The following is a 16,673-nucleotide window of genomic DNA, read 5'->3' as shown; positions in this document are numbered from 1 at the left end:
AGCCGACATTGTGTTGAAGATCCGCGTGCTGTCCGACCTGCATCTGGAAAACGACGAGCCCGACACGATCCCGCATGCGCAGGCCGATCTCGTCGTGCTCGCGGGCGACATCCACAATCACGGGCTCGGACTGCGCTGGGCAGCCGAAACGTTCGATCCGCAGGTGCCGGTGGTGTACGTGCCCGGCAATCACGAGTACTACGACGGCGACCTCGGCGCGCTGGAAACGGCGATGCGCGACGCGGCCTCCACGCTCGACAACGTGCATTTCCTCAACGACGGCATGTATCTCGATCCGGCGGGCCGCTTTCGCGTGCTCGGCACGACGCTGTGGGCGGACTTCGCACTCTTTGGCGCCGACGATGCCGCGCGTGAGGCCGCCATTGCGGCTGCGATGCGCGTGATGCTCGACTTTCGCGGATTGATCCAGGTGTCCTGGCCGGATAGCCCGCAAGCGCTCGCTCGCGACTTCACGCCGGCCGACTCGCTCGCGCTCCATGCGCGTTCGCGCGAATGGCTCGAAGCGGAACTGGCGAAGCCCTTCGCGGGCGAGACGATCGTCGTCACGCACCACGCGCCACACAAGCAGAGTCTCGCGCCGCGTTACGCGGAAGATCTGGTGTCGGCGGGATTCGTGAGCGATCTCGACGCGCTGGTGCGCGCGCCTGTCGCGTTATGGATACATGGCCACACGCATACGTGCTTCGACTACACGGTCAACGGCACGCGCGTGGTGTGCAATCCGCGCGGCTATCGCGACCGCCGCACGGGGCAGCCGGAGAATCCGGCCTTTGCGTGGGACAAGGTGGTGGACATCTAGCGGGGCAAACGCGCCCGCAGCTTTAGTGCAGGCGTGCGTCGTCGCGGCGCGCGCTCAGCGTCACGGGCTGGAGCTGCGCGCGGCGCATGCGCAGCAGATCGCGCGATGCCGCGATGCCGATCAGGCCCATCATCACGGCGATGCCGATCATCAGATGCGTATCCATTCGAGTTCCCGGTGTTGGCAGAAAGAGGGTTGCGTGAAACAGTCCCGCTACCTTACCAAGCCGCCGCGCCGCCGGGCGTAAGGAAGTGTTGCCATCTGCGCAAGCTGTAACAGGCTGTCACAGCCGGCGTGCGCCTTTTGTTCGCGCGCAAGCGCAACAGGCTCAGGTGCGCGCGAACTGTCGCAGTTCGTTCTGATCCCGTGCGAGCGTCGACGGCATGCTCTCGCGCAGCAGCTCGACCCATGTGCGGATCTTCGCGTCGAGATACTGTCGCGACGGGTACACCGCAAAGACGTTCATCTCCTGCGACTTGTACTCCGGCAGGATCCATTGCAGCTCGCCGCTGCGCAGACCGCTGATCGCCGAATAGATCGGCAGCAGGCCCACGCCCATGCCCTCGCGCACGGCCACCGCCATCGCCTCCGCCACGTTCACCTGGAAGGTCGCCGTGCCGAGATCGACCGCGGTCTCGCCTTCGGGGCCGGTGAACTGCCACTGCGCGGTCGGGAACACAGGCGTCACCATCTGCAGGCAGGTGTGGGTCGCGAGATCGGCGGGCTTTTGCGGCACGCCGCGCTTTTCCAGATACGCCGGCGAGGCAACCGCGATGCTGAACGCGCTCGTCAGCCGCTGCGACACGAAACCGGAATCCGGCAGATCGGTCGCGACCACGAGGGCCACGTCATAACCCTCGTCAAGCAGGTCCGGCATGCGCTGCGCGAGCGTGAGTTCCACGTGCACGTCCGGATAGAGCTGCTGATACTGCCCCACCGCCGGCACCACATAGTGCTGGCCGAAGCTCGTCATGGCGTGGACCTTGAGCTTGCCCGAGGGGCGCGCATGCGCGTCGCCGGCTTCCGCTTCGGCCTGATCGACGTAGGCGAGTATCTGCTCGCAACGCTGCAGATAGCGCTCGCCCGCCTCGGTGAGCGCGATGCGGCGCGTCGTGCGGTTCAAGAGGCGCGTGCGCAGATGCGCCTCCAGATCGGAGACCGCGCGCGAAGCGTAAGCCGTGGTCGTGTTCAGGTATTGCGCCGCGCCCGTAAAGCTGCCCGCCTCCACCACCCGGACGAATACACGCATGTTTTGAAGCGTATCCATACCAATCCTCTATCTGACACACGAATTGTTTCATATTTCGCAAGATCGATTGTCTCATGTTCCGTAAAAATGCCTTGCATCCTTACCGGTTATTCATCAATCGGGCAAAAAATATAATGACGGACAGTGATTCATAGTCAAGATAAGGAGTAAATCGTGCAGTCTCCGGTACCGAAAGGACTAGTCGCACTCACGGTTCTTACGTTCTCGTTGATAATCGCGGGCTGCGCCAGTACCGGGGGCATCGCACCGCAAGCAAAACAGGCCGAAGCCGCGCAACTCGACGCCGGATCGGCGATCCGCGCGGCCAACACCGACGCCGGCTGGCCCGCCAGCGACTGGTGGCGCGGCTATAACGACCCTCAACTGAACGCCTGGATCGAAGCCTCCGTGGCCGGCAACCCCTCGCTTGCCGCCGCCCAGGCGCGTGTGCGCGAAGCGCGCTCGATGGTGGGCGTGGCCCAGGCCGGGCTCCTGCCGCAAATCAACGGCAGCATGTCCATCCAGCGCCAGCAATGGTCCGACAACGTCTACTACGGGCCGGGACCGCTCGCGGGCGCGAACACGTGGAACAACACGGCCACGCTCGGCCTCTCGTATCACCTCGACCTCTGGGGCCAGGACAAGAACAACGCCGAGCGCGCACTGGACGTGGCGCACGCCAGCGCCGCCGATGCGCGCGCGGCGCAGCTCGAACTCGAAGTCAATGTCACGCGCACCTACATCGAGATGTCGATGAACTACGCGCTGCTCGACATTGCGAAGCAAACGCTCGGCCAGCAGCAGCGCATTCTCGCGCTCGCGCAAAAGCGCCTGGCGGGCGGCATCGGCACCCAGCTCGAAGTAAGCCAGGCGCAAACGCCGCTGCCCGAGTACGAACGCCAGATCGACGCGCTCGAAGAATCCATCGCCCTCGGCAAGAACCAGCTTGCGGCGCTCGCAGGCAAGGGCCCCGGCGCCGGTGAATCGATCCAGCGGCCAGCGCTCGCGCTCGCCGCACCCGCGGGCCTGCCCTCGGCGTTGCCCGCCCAGTTGATCGGCTATCGCCCCGACGTGGTCGCGGCGCGCTGGCTCGTCGCCGCGCAGGCGCGCGGCATCGACGTCGCGAAGGCCGACTTCTATCCGAACGTGAATCTGCTCGTCTCGATGGGCGGCTACGCGGCGGCCGGCCCGCTGTTCCAGTTCCTCAAGTCGATGAGCGGCAGCTATGCGGCCGGCCCTGCGTTCTCGCTGCCGATTTTCGACGGCGGACGCCTGCGCGCGCAGCTCGGCGCGCAGTCCGCCGCGTACGACATCGCGGTCGATCAGTACAACCAGACGATCGTCACCGCGCTCAAGGAAATCGCCGATCAGGTCGTGCGCATGCGCTCGCTCGCGACGCAGGAAGACGACGCGCATCGCTCGGTCGCGGCCGCGCAGCGCAACTACGATCTCGCGCAGGAAGGCTTCCGCCGTGGTCTGACCGACTATGTGAACGTGCTGATCGCGCAAACGCAGTTGCTGCGCGCCCAGGAAGGCGTCGCGCACATCCAGGCCGAGCGGCTCGCCGCACACGCCACGCTCGTCGCGGCGCTGGGCGGCGGCATGATCGACGCATCGAGCGATACCGCAGCGAAAGGCCCGACCGAAGCCGAGCAACTCCCCGCGCACGGCAAGAAGACGCGCGACGTGCCGCTCATGCCCGCGGCGCTACTCGCGCCGCACGGGTCGCATGCTGCGTCCGGACCAGACGCCGCCGATGCGAGCGCATCGGGCAACGCCAGCGCAACCAGCGCGGCGCACTGAGGCAGCCGACCATGCAAGTGTCCACATCCTCACCCTCGCAGCCGGGGGGCCAAAGCCTCTACGCGGCGCTCGCCGACTGGGCGCGTACCGACGGCCTCGTCTGGATCTATCTCTTCAAGGCGATCGCCGCTGCGCTGCTCGCGCTCGGCATCGCCATGAAGCTCGATCTGCCGCAGCCGCGCACGGCCATGACCACCGTGTTCATCGTGATGCAGCCGCAAAGCGGTCCCGTGTTCGCAAAGAGCTTCTACCGGCTTTGCGGCACGCTCGTGGGCCTCGTCGCGATGCTCGCGCTGATCGGCCTCTTTGCGCAGCAGCCGGAACTCTTCATCGTCTCGACGGCGCTGTGGGTTGGCCTGTGCACCGCGGGCGCCGCGCGCAACCGCAACTTCCGTTCGTACGGCTTCGTGCTTGCGGGCTATACGGCGGCGCTCATCGGCATTCCGGCCTCGCAGCATCCCGACGGCGCGTTCATGTCGGCGATGACGCGCGTGGGTGAGATCTCGATCGGCATTCTTTGCTCGGGCTTCGTCAGCGCCGTGGTGTTTCCGCAGTTTACGGGCGAGATGCTGCGCTCGAACGTGCGGCGCCGTTTCTCGTCGTTCGTCGATTACGTTTCGGCTGCGCTTGCCGGACGTATCGATCGTTCGCACATCGAAGCGAGCAATGCGCGCTTCGTCGCCGACGTCGTGGGCCTCGAAGCGAGCCGCAGCATGGCCGTGTTCGAGTCGCCCGACGCGCGTATGCGCTCGGGGCGCCTCGCGCGCCTGAACAGCGAGTTCATGACGGTCTCCACGCGCTTTCACGCGCTGCATCAGTTGATGAACCGTCTGCGTGCGGATGGCTCCTCGGCTACCGTCGATGCGCTCGAACCGTACTTCCGCGAGATCGCGCCGCTGTTCGCAAAAGCGGGCGAGCCGGTGCTCACGGCCGCCGACGCGACCCATGTCTCAAAGCAACTCGACGCCTACCGCTCGGCGCTGCCGAGGCGCGTGCGCGCCACGCGTGCCGGGCTCGAAGCACAAGGCGATGCGCGCCTGCTCGACTTCGACACCGCCACGGAACTGTTCTACCGCTTCGTGCACGAGATGACCGAGTACACGGCCACCTACGCCTCGCTCGCCGTCGATACGCACTCGCGGGAGAAATGGATCGCGCGCTACGTGCCGAAGACGAACCTGATCGCAGCGGGCGTGTCGGGCTTGCGCGCCGCGATCGTGATGACGCTGCTCGGCGCGTTCTGGATCGCCACCGCGTGGCCGAGCGGCACGACCCTCGTGCTCAATGCCGCCGCGACCTGCGCGCTCGCCTCGTCCGCGCCGCAGCCCTCGCGCATGGCGACGCAGATGGCGCTCGGCACCGTGCTCGCATCGGTCGTCGGCATGATTCTCACGTTCGGCGTGTTTCCGCATATCGACGGCTTCGTGATGCTGTGCGTCGCGCTCGCACCTGCGCTCGCGTTCGGCGTGTTCCTCACGACGCGCCCGAAGTACGCAGGCTACGGCGTGGGCTACTGCATCTTCCTGTGCTTTCTCGCGGGGCCGGACAACGTCGTGCAGTACAACCCGAGCAGCTATATGAACGACGCGCTCGCGCTCATCGCGTCGATGGCGGTCTCGGCGCTGGCGTTCGCCGTACTCTTGCCGCCGTCCACGCCGTGGCTGCGCCGGCGTCTGCTCGCCGACCTGCGCGGCGGCGCCGTGCACGCTTGCCGCGCGCGCCTGAAGGGACTGCGCAACCGCTTCGAGAGCGGCGCGCGCGACCTGATGTTCCAGCTCTCCGCAATCGCCGGCAACGACGACGCGCAACGCCGCGACACGCTGCGCTGGCTCTTCTCGACGCTCGAAGTGGGCAACGCCGCGCTCGATCTGCGCCACGAGCTGGCCACGCTGCCCGCGCATCCGCAGTACGCGCCGGCAACGGTATGGCGGGTGGCGATCGACGCGACGCTCAAGGCCGTGAGCGCGCTCTTCGATCGACCGAGCGAGGCGCGCTACCGCGACGCGCTCGCGGCGACGGAACGCGCCATCGACGCAAGCCAGGCCGTGCTGCAAGGCATGTGGAAGACCGATGCGACGAGCGCAACCGAGCGTGGCGACACGCCGCCCCGCGAAGAGCGCCACCAGTTGCTGCGCATCCAGAGCCATCTGCATTTCATCCGCACCGCGCTCATCGACCCGCAATCGCCGCTCGCGGCGTATGCGGGCAACGAAGGCGCGAATGCCAGCCAACATCATGAAGACAATCGGGGAGCCAACCATGCCTCGTGACGTCGCGTTTCTCGACGCCTATATCCCGGCGATCGTGCTGCTCTTCATTCTGGGCGCGGCGATCACCTGGGTGCTCGATTCCGTACTGGCCAGAACCGGTCTCTACCGCGTCGTGTGGCACCCATCCCTCTTTCGCGTGAGCCTGCTCGTGGTCGTATGCTGCGTGCTCGGTCTCGCGGTCTATCACTAAATGCGTCGCTGAATGCATCGCTGAACGAATCAACCGAATCATGACAATCCGCAACCTCATTGGCTTTATCGCGACGGCCATCATCTTCGTCGTCGCCATTCTGGTCGGGCGCGTCCTGTGGGTTCACTACATGGACGAGCCGTGGACCCGCGACGGCCGCGTGCGCGCCGAAGTGGTGAACATCGCCCCCGACGTCTCGGGCGCCGTGGTCGAGCTGCCCGTGAAGGACAACCAGTTCGTGCACAAGGGCGACCTGCTCATGCAGATCGACCCGTCGCACTATCAGATCGCCGTGGAGCAGGCCGAGGCCGCCGTGGCCGCGCGCAAGGCCGAGCTGACGATGCGCCAGGACGACGCGCGCCGACGCGCCGACATGGACAGCGAGGTCGTCTCGGCGGAAAACCGCGAAAACGCCTCGCACACGGCCAATTCGGCGCAAGCTCAGTACCAGCAGGCAATCGCCGCGCTCGACGCCGCCAAGCTCAACCTCGAACGCACGCGCGTGGTCTCGCCGGTGGACGGCTACATTACGAACCTGCAGGTATTTCAGGGCGACTACGCGATCTCGGGCCAGGCCAAGCTTGCCGTGGTGGACAGCCATTCGTTCTGGGTCTACGGCTACTTCGAGGAAACCAAGCTGCCGCACGTGAAGGTGGGCAACAAGGCCGACATCAAGCTGATGAGCGGCGGCACGCTCCAGGGCCACGTCGAGAGCATCTCGCGCGGCATTTACGACCGCGACAATCCGCAAAGCCGCGAACTGCTCGCTGACGTGAACCCGACCTTCAACTGGGTGCGCCTCGCGCAGCGCGTGCCGGTGCGCATCCACATCGACAAGGTGCCGGACGACATGGTGCTCGCCGCCGGCACGACCTGCACGGTGGTCGTCAAACCGGGCACGTGATGAAGCGGTGACGCAGCGTGCCGGCCGCGCACGCGCTGCCAGCCGGGCTACGCAAAAACGCACGCAAAAGGGGAACGCCAGTTTGGCGTTCCCCTTTTTTGTTGCTGCGCGTGGACGGAGTGTTAGCGATTGCCGCACATTGCTCCGACAGCGAATCAATGAGTATTGCAAATCATCGCCTTTATCACGATTAAACCTATCTCGATTGATACACATCAACGGAGGTTTGTCGAATTACTCGGATTATTCCTACTCCCCCACTCTCACAACCAACCATCAACGTGATCCTTCGCCTACATCGCCCTCCCGAAATCGGCGACATACCGCAGGCAACGCGCGACGACGGCGCGGTGCGCGCCTTCGCGCGCCGCGCACTGGCCGGGCTCGCGAACCGCCAGGCCCTCGCGCCGCAACGCGTGGTCGTGCTCGGCCTCGGCAATGTTCAATGGGGCGATGCCGGCGTAGGCGTTCTCGCGCTCGAGCAGCTGAAGGCGAAATGGCAATGCCCCGCGCAGGTCGAACTCGTGGAAGCCGGCATGCGCGGCCGTGCGCTCTTGCCCGTCGTCGAATCCACGCAGCGTTTGATCGTGCTCACCGCAATCGATTTCGGGCTCGAGCCGGGTGCGCTGCGCGTGCGCACCGGCGATGCGGCCGCCGAACACCTCTACATGCGCCGTCCGAGCCGGCCCGGAATGGGCTTCGCCGACGCGCTCGCCTGCGCGCAGTTGAGCGGCCGCTCGCCGCGCGAGATCGTGCTGATCGGCGTGCAGCCACAAGGCAGCGACTGTTACGGCGCGTGCTTGTCGAGCACGGTGCGCGCACAGCTCGATGCGACTGTCGAAGCCGCGCGGCTCTGGCTGCGCCGCTGGCGTGTCACGCCGCTGCCGCGTCTCGAGCATCCCGAAATCCGCGGCTGAGCGCCGCGCAGGGGTTGCGCGGGCTTTGCACGAGCCCAGCGGGCGCGCCGCATGCGCCCGAACCTGCAAATCTGCGGGAGAACCCGCGGGAGAACCCGCGTTGCCCGCGCGCATTGCACTGCACTATCCTAAAAAACTGCGCCAGATCCGGCCAACGGCATAGGCCAGTTACTGCGGCCGCCTGCACCATCAGCACGGGAGGAAGGTAAGTCATGCGTTACCGCGATTTTCACCGCGAGTCGGTGGCGAACCCCGACGATTTCTGGCGCCGCGAGGCCGAGCGCATCCATTGGGAGACGCCGTTCGACCAGGTGCTCGACCGCTCGAACCCGCCGTTCGCGCGCTGGTTCTGCGGCGGCCGCACGAACCTGTGCTTCAACGCCGTGGACCGTCACCTCTCGTCGCGCGCGCACCAGAACGCGCTCGTCTATGTCTCGACCGAGACCGGCATCGAGCGGCGCTACACCTACGCCGACCTGCACGCCGAAGTGAACCGCATGGCCGCCGTGATGCGCTCGCTCGGCGTCAGGCGCGGCGAGCGCGTGCTGATCTATCTGCCGATGATTCCCGAGGCCGTGTTCGCCATGCTTGCCTGCGCGCGCCTGGGTGCGATCCACTCGGTGGTGTTCGGCGGATTCGCCGCGCCGAGCCTCGCCGCGCGCATCGACGACGCGAAGCCCGCGCTGCTCGTGACCGCCGACGCCGGTGCGCGTGGCGGCAAGGTGATCGACTACACGCCGCTCGTGGACGAAGCCATGGCGCGCGCCGAATTCGCGCCGCCCAAGGTGCTGCTGATCGACCGCCAGCTCGCGCCCGAGCGGTTGAACGCGCCGTATCTCGTCGACTACGAGCCGCTGCGCGAGCAGCACTACGACGTGCAGATTCCCTGCGAATGGCTCGAATCGAACGAGCCTTCGTACATCCTCTACACCTCGGGCACGACGGGCAAACCCAAGGGCGTGCAGCGCGACGTGGGCGGCTACGCGGTAGCGCTCGCGGCATCGATGGAATACATCTTCGAAGGACGCGCCGGCGACACCATGTTCACGGCGTCGGACATCGGCTGGGTGGTGGGACACAGCTACATCATCTATGCGCCGCTGCTCGCGGGCATGACCACGGTGATGTACGAAGGCACGCCGGTGCGCCCCGACGGCGGCATCTGGTGGCGCCTCGTCGAGCAGCACCGCATCAACCTGATGTTCACGGCGCCGACGGCCATTCGCGTGCTCAAGAAGCAGGACCCGGCGCTCCTGCACTGTGCCGATCTTTCGAGCCTGCGCACGCTCTTTCTCGCGGGCGAACCGCTCGACGAGCCCACGGCCGCATGGATCTCCGAGGCGCTCGGCAAACCCGTCGTCGACAACTACTGGCAGACCGAGACCGGCTGGCCGATGCTGGCTATCCAGCGCGGCGTCGATCCGCTGCCGCAGAAGCTCGGCTCGCCGGGCGTGCCCTGCTATGGCTACGACCTCGTGCTACGCAACGAACATACGGGCGAGCCCTGCGCGCAAGGCGAAAAAGGCGTGATCACGCTCGGCTACCCGTTGCCACCCGGCTGCATGCAGACCGTGTGGGGCGACGACGCGCGCTTCGTGAACACGTACTGGGAAAGCGTGCCCGGCCAGCAGGTGTATTCGACCTTCGACTGGGGCGTGCAGGACAGCGACGGCTATGTGACGATCCTCGGCCGCACCGACGACGTGATCAACGTGGCGGGACATCGTCTCGGCACGCGCGAAATCGAAGAGGCGATCTCGTCGCACGCGGCAGTCGCGGAAGTGGCTGTGGTGGGCGTGAACGACGCGGTGAAGGGTCAGGCGGCGCTGGCTTTCGTCGTGCTGCGCGACGCGAACGCGGCAGCCGATCCCGCCGATGCACAGAAGCTCGCTGCTTCGCTGACCGCGACGGTGGACCGCCAGCTCGGCGCGATCGGCCGGCCCGCGCGCGTGCACTTCGTGCCGATGCTGCCCAAGACGCGCTCCGGCAAGCTGCTGCGCCGCGCGATTGCCGCGCTTGCCGAAGGGCGCGACCCGGGCGATCTACCGACCATCGAGGATGCCTCGGCGCTGCAGTCGATTCGCGAGGCGGTGAGCGCAGGCGGCAGCTGAGGCCGGCGCGTGCGCCCGCTCAGCGCGCGAGCGGCCGGTAACCCGCAAGAAAGCGCTTGAGGATGCCCGTCGAATACGTGCCCGCGATATCGGTAAGGAAGCTCGAGAACGAGGTGCTCGCGTGCTCGTCGGCGGTATCGGAGATCGTGCGGACCACCGCGCAGGGCACGTCGTACTCGTGGCAAACCTGGGCGATCGCGGCACCTTCCATCTCGACGGCGAGCGCATCGGGCAACAACGCGCGCAGCGCGCCCACGGCCGCCGCGCTCGCCACGAACTGGTCGCCGCTGATCACGAGCCCGCGATGCACCTGCGGCAACGCCGTCTCGAAGCGCGGCAACGCGGCCTTGAAGCGCGCGGTCAACTCCGGCCCCTCCTCCGCGATGAAACGCTCGCATGCGGCGGCGAGCGCTTGCGCCAACGCGTGATCGGCATCGAAACGCGAGCGCGCGAGCAGCGGGATCTCGTGACGCGGGAACAGCGGCTCGGCGTTCATGTCGTGCTGGAGCAGCGTTTCGCCCACGACCACGTCGCCCACGTGGACGCCCGAACCCACGCCGCCTGCCACGCCCGTAAAGACGATCGCTTCCACATCGAACGCATGGATCAGCGCGCTCGCGGTGGCGGCGGCGGCCACCTTGCCGACCCGCGCGAGCGTCACCACACAGGGTGCGCCGTGCACGGTGCCGAGGTGATAGTCCCGCCGCCCAAACGTGCGGGTCACGACCCCCGATTCGGCCTGCATGGCCGCGATCAGATCGCCGAGTTCCTGGGGCAGCGCGGCGAGTACGCCGAGCGGGCGGGCGGTCGTGCCGCTCGCCTGGGTCGAGAGATTCATCTTCGAATAATTTCCGTCTGAGTCGTTTGAGGCTTGCGGGCGCTCACTCCACCGGCTGCAGCTTGGCCACCGCCAGCGCGAGCCACTTCTCGCCGTGACGCTTGAAGCGCACCTGCGCCTTGGCGTCGGTGCCGCTGCCTTCGAGGGCCGTGATCGTGCCTTCGCCGAACTTCGTGTGGAACACGCCCTGGCCTACACGGAAGCCCGTCTCGGCGGCGCGCTGCTCGTTGGCGAACGCCGGCGCCGGGCTCTTGTCCGCGATATAGGCGTCGCGCTCGCGACGGCCGCCGTCGCTGCTGCCGCCACTGCCGCCGCCCGGACGCGAGAACCAGTCGCGGCCCCAGCCGGCGTTGTCGGAGCGGCCGCCCCAGCGCGCGCCGGCTTCGACTTTCGGTGTGAGCCACTTGAGCGATTCCTGCGGCAGCTCGTCGAAAAAGCGCGAGCGCACGTTGTAGCGCGTCTGGCCGTGCAGCAAGCGGCTCTGCGCGAACGAGATATAGAGCCGCTCTTTCGCACGCGTGATCGCCACGTACATCAGGCGGCGCTCTTCTTCGAGGCCGTCGGCTTCCATCGCGCTGTTCTCGTGCGGGAACAACCCCTCTTCGAGACCGGTGATGAAGACCGCCGTGAATTCGAGACCCTTCGCCGCGTGCACCGTCATCAGCTGCACGGCGTCCTGGCCCGCCTGCGCCTGGTTGTCGCCGGCTTCGAGCGACGCATGCGAGAGGAAGCCCGCAAGCGGCGTCATGACGTCGGGGTTCTGCGCGGGGTCGGTGATCGTGGGCGCGTCGAGCACTTCGATCTCGCCGTCCTGCGAGACGATCTCGGGCACCGCGCTCGCGCCCGGTCGCAGCGGAATCGAGCGCGCGGGCGTGTCGAGGCCGTAGCCCGCCTCGCTCACGAACGCCGTGGCCGCGGTCACGAGTTCCTGCAAGTTCTCGAGGCGATCCTGGCCTTCGCGCTCGGTCTGATAGAACTCGGCGAGGCCGCTCATGCGCACCGTGTATTCGACGGTTTCCGGCAGGCTCATCTGCGCCGTCTCGGCGCGCATCTTCGCGACCAGATTGGCGAACGAACCGAGGCTCGAGCCCGCCTTGCCCGTGACGTATGGAATGGCCGCACCCATCGAGCAGTTGTAAAGGCGCGCGGCATCTGCCAACTGCTCGATCGAGCGCGCGCCAATGCCGCGCGTGGGGAAATTCACGACACGCGCGAACGCCGTATCGTCGTTCGGATTGTCGATCAGGCGCAGATACGCGAGCGCATGCTTCACCTCCTGACGCTCGAAGAAGCGCAAGCCACCATACACCTTGTACGGCACGCCCGCGTTCACGAGCGTGTGCTCGATCGTGCGCGACTGCGCGTTGCTACGGTAAAGAATGGCGATCTCGTTGCGCGCGAGCCCCTGGTTGATGAGTGCACGAATCTCCTCGACGATCCAGCCCGCCTCCTGCGAATCGGTCGCCGCCTCGTACACCCGCACCGGCTCGCCGTGGCCCGCATCCGTGCGCAGATTCTTGCCCAGACGCCGCGAGTTATGCGCGATCAGGTAGTTGGCCGCATCGAGAATATGGCCGTGCGAACGGTAGTTCTGCTCCAGCTTGATCATGTGCTTCACGCGGAACTCGTTCTCGAAGTCGCGCATGTTGCCGACGTTCGCACCGCGGAACGCGTAGATCGACTGGTCGTCGTCGCCCACCGCGAAGATCGCGTTGCCCGGCCCCGCGAGCAGCTTGAGCCACGCGTACTGGAGCTTGTTGGTGTCCTGGAACTCGTCCACCAGAATGTCGCGAAAGCGCCCCTGATAGTGCGCGCGCAGCGGCGGGTTGTACGCGAGCAGTTCGTAGCAGCGCAGCAGCAGTTCGGCGAAGTCGACCACGCCTTCGCGCTGGCACTGCTGGTCGTAGGCCTCGTAGAGTTCGACGAATTTGCGGTTGAAGTCGTCGCTCACGTCCACGTCTTTCGGACGCAGGCCCTGCTCCTTCGCGTTGTTGATGAAGTACTGCAGGTTCTTGGGCGGGTACTTCTCGTCGTCGACGTTCAGGCCCTTCATCAGACGCTTGATGGCCGAAAGCTGGTCTGCGGTGTCGAGGATCTGGAAGGTCTGCGGCAGGCCGGCGTCGCGGAAATGCGCGCGCAGCATGCGGTTGCACAGGCCGTGGAACGTGCCGATCCACATGCCGCGCGTGTCGATGGGCAGGAGCGCCTGGAGGCGCCCCATCATTTCGCGCGCGGCCTTGTTCGTGAAGGTCACGGCCAGGATGGTCGAGGGCGAGGCCATGCCCTGCTGGATCAGCCACGCAATGCGCGTGATCAGCACGCGCGTCTTGCCGCTGCCGGCCCCGGCCAGAATGAGCGCCGGTTCGTTGGGCAACGTGACGGCGGCGAGTTGTTCGGGGTTCAGGTTCGCGAGCAGTTCGGGCATGGGCTGAAAAGGAGCGTGACCCCAGGGCGGGACCCCAGGGACGTGGCGCGCGGCAAAGGCACGCCGTTGAATGGCAGAGCGCCATTATAAGTGCGCGCGCACGCGGCGGCTCGGGCGACCCGGGCGGGGTGCGCCTCGCGCGCAGACCGCCCACACTGCGGCCCGCACCTTGGCCCGCGCACCGCCCCACCTCGGCTGGCGCGTCGGCTCCGACAGGACTTCCCCTTATAATCGAACGTTTCCGCATCCTTTTTTCGGCAGATTCCACCCATGAGCGACAGCACGCTAGCGAAAAGCTTCGAGCCCCAGACGATCGAGGCCCATTGGGGCCCCGAATGGGAGCGTCGCGGCTACGCCGCCGCGACCTTCGAGCCCGGCCGCAACAATTTCTCGATCCAGTTGCCGCCGCCCAACGTCACCGGCACGCTGCACATGGGGCACGCGTTCAACCAGACGATCATGGACGGCCTCGCGCGCTACCACCGCATGCTCGGCGACAACACGCTGTGGGTGCCGGGCACGGACCACGCGGGCATCGCCACGCAGATCGTGGTCGAGCGCCAGCTCGACGCGCAGAAGATCTCGCGCCACGACCTGGGCCGCGAGAAGTTCGTCGAGCGCGTGTGGGAATGGAAGCAGCAGTCGGGCTCGACCATCACGGGCCAGGTGCGCCGCCTGGGCGCGTCGATCGACTGGTCGCGCGAGTACTTCACGATGGACGACAAGATGTCGGCCGCCGTGCGCGACGTGTTCGTGCGTCTGTATGAGCAGGGCCTGATCTACCGCGGCAAGCGCCTCGTGAACTGGGACCCGGTGCTGCTCACCGCCGTCTCGGACCTCGAAGTGGCGAGCGAAGAAGAAAACGGCAACCTGTGGCACCTGCGCTATCCGCTCACGGACGGCTCGGGCCACCTCACGGTCGCGACCACGCGCCCGGAAACCATGCTCGGCGACACGGCCGTGATGGTGCACCCGGAAGACGAGCGCTACGCGCACCTGATCGGCAAGACCGTGAAGCTGCCGCTCGCGGACCGCGAGATCCCCATCATCGCCGACGAATACGTGGACCGCGAGTTCGGCACGGGCGTCGTGAAGGTCACGCCCGCGCACGACTTCAACGACTACCAGGTGGGCCAGCGCCACGGCCTGCCGATGATCGAGATCCTCACGCTCGACGCCAGGATCAACGACAACGCACCCGCCAAATACCGCGGTCTCGACCGCTTCGAGGCGCGCAAGCACGTCGTGGCCGACTTCGAGGCGCTGGGTCTGCTCGACTCGGTCCAGCCGCACAAGCTCATGGTGCCGCGCGGCGACCGCACGGGCGTGGTGATCGAGCCGATGCTCACGGACCAATGGTTCGTGGCGATGACGAAGCCCGCACCCGAGGGCACTTTCAACCCCGGCAAGTCGATCACCGAAACCTCGCTCGACGTGGTGCGCAGCGGCCAGATCAAGTTCGTGCCGGAAAACTGGACGACCACCTATTACCAGTGGCTCGAGAACATCCAGGACTGGTGCATTTCGCGCCAGCTCTGGTGGGGCCACCAGATCCCGGCATGGTACGGCGAGAACGGCGAGATCTTCGTTGCGAAGAACGAGGAAGAAGCGCGCGCACAGGCCGAAGCCAAGGGCTACAAGGGCGCATTGAAGCGCGACGAAGACGTGCTCGACACGTGGTTCTCGTCGGCGCTCGTGCCGTTCTCGTCGCTCGGCTGGCCGCAGGAGACGCCTGAACTGAAGGCATTCCTGCCCTCTTCCGTGCTGGTCACGGGCTTCGACATCATCTTCTTCTGGGTGGCGCGCATGGTCATGATGACCACGCACTTCACCGGCAAGGTGCCGTTCGACACGGTGTACGTGCACGGCCTCGTGCGCGACGCCGAAGGCCAGAAGATGTCGAAGAGCAAGGGCAACACGCTCGACCCGATCGATATCGTCGATGGCATCGAACTGGAAGCGCTGGTCGGGAAGCGCACGACCGGCCTCATGAATCCCAAGCAGGCCGCGACCATCGAAAAGAAGACGCGCAAGGAGTTCCCGGACGGCATTCCCGCGTTCGGCACCGACGCGCTGCGCTTCACGATGGCTTCCATGGCCACGCTCGGCCGCAACGTGAACTTCGACCTCGCGCGCTGCGAAGGCTATCGCAACTTCTGCAACAAGCTCTGGAACGCCACGCGCTTCGTGCTGATGAACTGCGAAGGCCACGACTGCGGCTTCAGCAAACCGGGCGCATGCCAGCCGGGCGATTGCGGCCCCGGCGGCTACACGGACTTCTCGCAGGCCGACCGCTGGATCGTCTCGCTCCTGCAACGCGTGGAGGCCGAAGTCGCGAAGGGCTTCGCGGACTATCGCTTCGACAACGTGGCCAACGCCATATACAAGTTCGTCTGGGACGAATACTGTGACTGGTATCTGGAACTGGCGAAGGTGCAGATCCAGACGGGTACGCCCGAGCAGCAGCGCGCGACGCGCCGCACGCTGCTGCGCGTGCTGGAAACGGTGTTGCGCCTCGCGCACCCGGTGATTCCGTTCATCACCGAAGCGCTGTGGCAGAAGGTGGCGCCGCTCACCGACGCGTACCCCGAGGGCGCCGCCGAAGGCGCAGCATCGATCATGGTGCAGCGTTACCCGATAGCGCAAGCGAAGAAGATCGACGAAGCCGCGGAACAGTGGGCCGCCGACCTGAAGGCCGTGATCGACGCGTGCCGCAACCTGCGTGGCGAAATGGGCCTCTCGCCCGCCACCAAGGTGCCGCTGCTCGCCACGGGCAACGCCGGGCGCCTCGCGACGTTCGCGCCCTATGCGCAGGCGCTTGCAAGGCTTTCGGAGGTCCAGATCATCGCCGACGAAACGGCGCTCGACGCAGCCTCGGCAGGCGCGCCAGTTGCTATCGTGGGAACGGACAAGCTCGTGCTGAAGGTGGAGATCGATGTCGCCGCCGAGCGCGAACGCCTGTCGAAGGAAATCGCCCGCCTCACCAATGAGGTGACGAAGTGCAAGGCCAAGCTCGGAAATGACAGTTTTGTAGCGAAAGCGCCGCCCACAGTCGTTGAGCAGGAGCAGAAAAGGCTGGCAGAATACCAGGCAACGCTGGACAAGCTGACCGCGCAACTCGCGCGGTTGTCGGCCTGAGCGCCATA

General features: G+C 66.3%; 12 protein-coding genes. 8 read left to right on the top strand and 4 right to left on the bottom strand.

All coding sequences use genetic code 11. From position 1 onward, the window contains the following. The first annotated feature begins 13 nt into the window (after positions 1-13). Positions 14-820 (top strand): metallophosphoesterase, encoded by an 807-nt coding sequence (locus tag M3I54_RS31725; protein WP_254343085.1) that lies wholly within the window; start codon positions 14-16, stop codon positions 818-820. Between the two features lie 22 nt (positions 821-842). Here the strand turns inward: M3I54_RS31725 and M3I54_RS31720 are convergent, their stop codons facing one another. Both M3I54_RS31720 and M3I54_RS31715 read right to left on the bottom strand, forming a co-directional pair. Beyond that, positions 843-986, bottom strand: coding sequence for a hypothetical protein (locus tag M3I54_RS31720; protein ID WP_254343074.1), 144 nt, complete (start codon positions 984-986; stop codon positions 843-845). A gap of 162 nt (positions 987-1,148) precedes the next feature. Continuing rightward, on the bottom strand, positions 1,149-2,087 hold the full coding sequence (locus M3I54_RS31715) for a LysR family transcriptional regulator (protein ID WP_254343073.1): 939 nt from the start codon (positions 2,085-2,087) through the stop codon (positions 1,149-1,151). A 156-nt stretch (positions 2,088-2,243) separates the two neighbouring features. On the opposite strand from M3I54_RS31715, the gene M3I54_RS31710 reads away from it, so the two are divergent. From M3I54_RS31710 to M3I54_RS31685, 6 genes are all read left to right on the top strand, one after another. Further along, entirely contained in the window at positions 2,244-3,872 is a 1,629-nt protein-coding gene (locus tag M3I54_RS31710; RefSeq protein WP_254343072.1) for an efflux transporter outer membrane subunit, read from the top strand. Positions 3,873-3,883: 11 nt separating this feature from the next. Further along, on the top strand, positions 3,884-6,142 hold the full coding sequence (locus tag M3I54_RS31705; protein WP_254343071.1) for an FUSC family protein: 2,259 nt from the start codon (positions 3,884-3,886) through the stop codon (positions 6,140-6,142). Continuing rightward, a complete protein-coding gene (locus M3I54_RS31700) occupies positions 6,132-6,332 on the top strand; it encodes a DUF1656 domain-containing protein (RefSeq protein WP_028208049.1) in 201 nt (66 codons plus the stop codon). The genes M3I54_RS31705 and M3I54_RS31700 overlap by 11 nt, the downstream gene beginning before the upstream one ends. 40 nt (positions 6,333-6,372) lie before the next feature. Then, positions 6,373-7,236, top strand: coding sequence for an HlyD family secretion protein (locus M3I54_RS31695; RefSeq protein ID WP_069268663.1), 864 nt, complete (start codon positions 6,373-6,375; stop codon positions 7,234-7,236). A 281-nt stretch (positions 7,237-7,517) separates the two neighbouring features. Further along, the gene (locus M3I54_RS31690; RefSeq protein ID WP_254343070.1) at positions 7,518-8,153 is read left to right on the top strand and encodes a hydrogenase maturation protease; all 636 of its coding nucleotides are present in this window, start codon (positions 7,518-7,520) and stop codon (positions 8,151-8,153) included. Positions 8,154-8,365: 212 nt separating this feature from the next. Further along, positions 8,366-10,264, top strand: a complete 1,899-nt coding sequence (locus M3I54_RS31685; protein ID WP_254343069.1) for a propionate--CoA ligase — start codon at positions 8,366-8,368, stop codon at positions 10,262-10,264. A gap of 19 nt (positions 10,265-10,283) precedes the next feature. Here M3I54_RS31685 and M3I54_RS31680 read toward each other — a convergent pair whose 3' ends face one another. Together M3I54_RS31680 and M3I54_RS31675 are read right to left on the bottom strand one after the other, a co-directional pair. Further along, complete coding sequence (locus tag M3I54_RS31680) at positions 10,284-11,102, bottom strand: 5'-methylthioadenosine/adenosylhomocysteine nucleosidase (RefSeq protein ID WP_254343068.1); 819 nt, start codon at positions 11,100-11,102, stop codon at positions 10,284-10,286. Between the two features lie 43 nt (positions 11,103-11,145). Beyond that, complete coding sequence (locus M3I54_RS31675) at positions 11,146-13,527, bottom strand: UvrD-helicase domain-containing protein (RefSeq protein ID WP_254343067.1); 2,382 nt, start codon at positions 13,525-13,527, stop codon at positions 11,146-11,148. Between the two features lie 270 nt (positions 13,528-13,797). Between M3I54_RS31675 and M3I54_RS31670 the strand changes: the two genes are divergently transcribed. Next, complete coding sequence (locus M3I54_RS31670) at positions 13,798-16,665, top strand: valine--tRNA ligase (protein ID WP_254343066.1); 2,868 nt, start codon at positions 13,798-13,800, stop codon at positions 16,663-16,665. Positions 16,666-16,673: the final 8 nt, after the last annotated feature.

Origin of the sequence: Paraburkholderia sp. CNPSo 3274 (genome assembly GCF_024206475.1) — a bacterium.
Taxonomy (GTDB): Bacteria; Pseudomonadota; Gammaproteobacteria; order Burkholderiales; family Burkholderiaceae; genus Paraburkholderia.
This window is presented reverse-complemented; position numbering and strand designations above follow the sequence as displayed.

Bases quoted from the DNA above. Each gene is read 5' to 3' on its own strand.
- M3I54_RS31720 (WP_254343074.1), bottom strand. From the start codon at position 986: ATGGATACGCATCTGATGATCGGCATCGCCGTGATGATGGGCCTGATC.
- M3I54_RS31715 (WP_254343073.1), bottom strand. From the start codon at position 2,087: ATGGATACGCTTCAAAACATGCGTGTATTCGTCCGGGTGGTGGAGGCG.
- M3I54_RS31705 (WP_254343071.1), top strand. From the start codon at position 3,884: ATGCAAGTGTCCACATCCTCACCCTCGCAGCCGGGGGGCCAAAGCCTC.
- M3I54_RS31700 (WP_028208049.1), top strand. From the start codon at position 6,132: ATGCCTCGTGACGTCGCGTTTCTCGACGCCTATATCCCGGCGATCGTG.
- M3I54_RS31695 (WP_069268663.1), top strand. From the start codon at position 6,373: ATGACAATCCGCAACCTCATTGGCTTTATCGCGACGGCCATCATCTTC.
- M3I54_RS31685 (WP_254343069.1), top strand. From the start codon at position 8,366: ATGCGTTACCGCGATTTTCACCGCGAGTCGGTGGCGAACCCCGACGAT.
- M3I54_RS31680 (WP_254343068.1), bottom strand. From the start codon at position 11,102: ATGAATCTCTCGACCCAGGCGAGCGGCACGACCGCCCGCCCGCTCGGC.
- M3I54_RS31675 (WP_254343067.1), bottom strand. From the start codon at position 13,527: ATGCCCGAACTGCTCGCGAACCTGAACCCCGAACAACTCGCCGCCGTC.
- M3I54_RS31670 (WP_254343066.1), top strand. From the start codon at position 13,798: ATGAGCGACAGCACGCTAGCGAAAAGCTTCGAGCCCCAGACGATCGAG.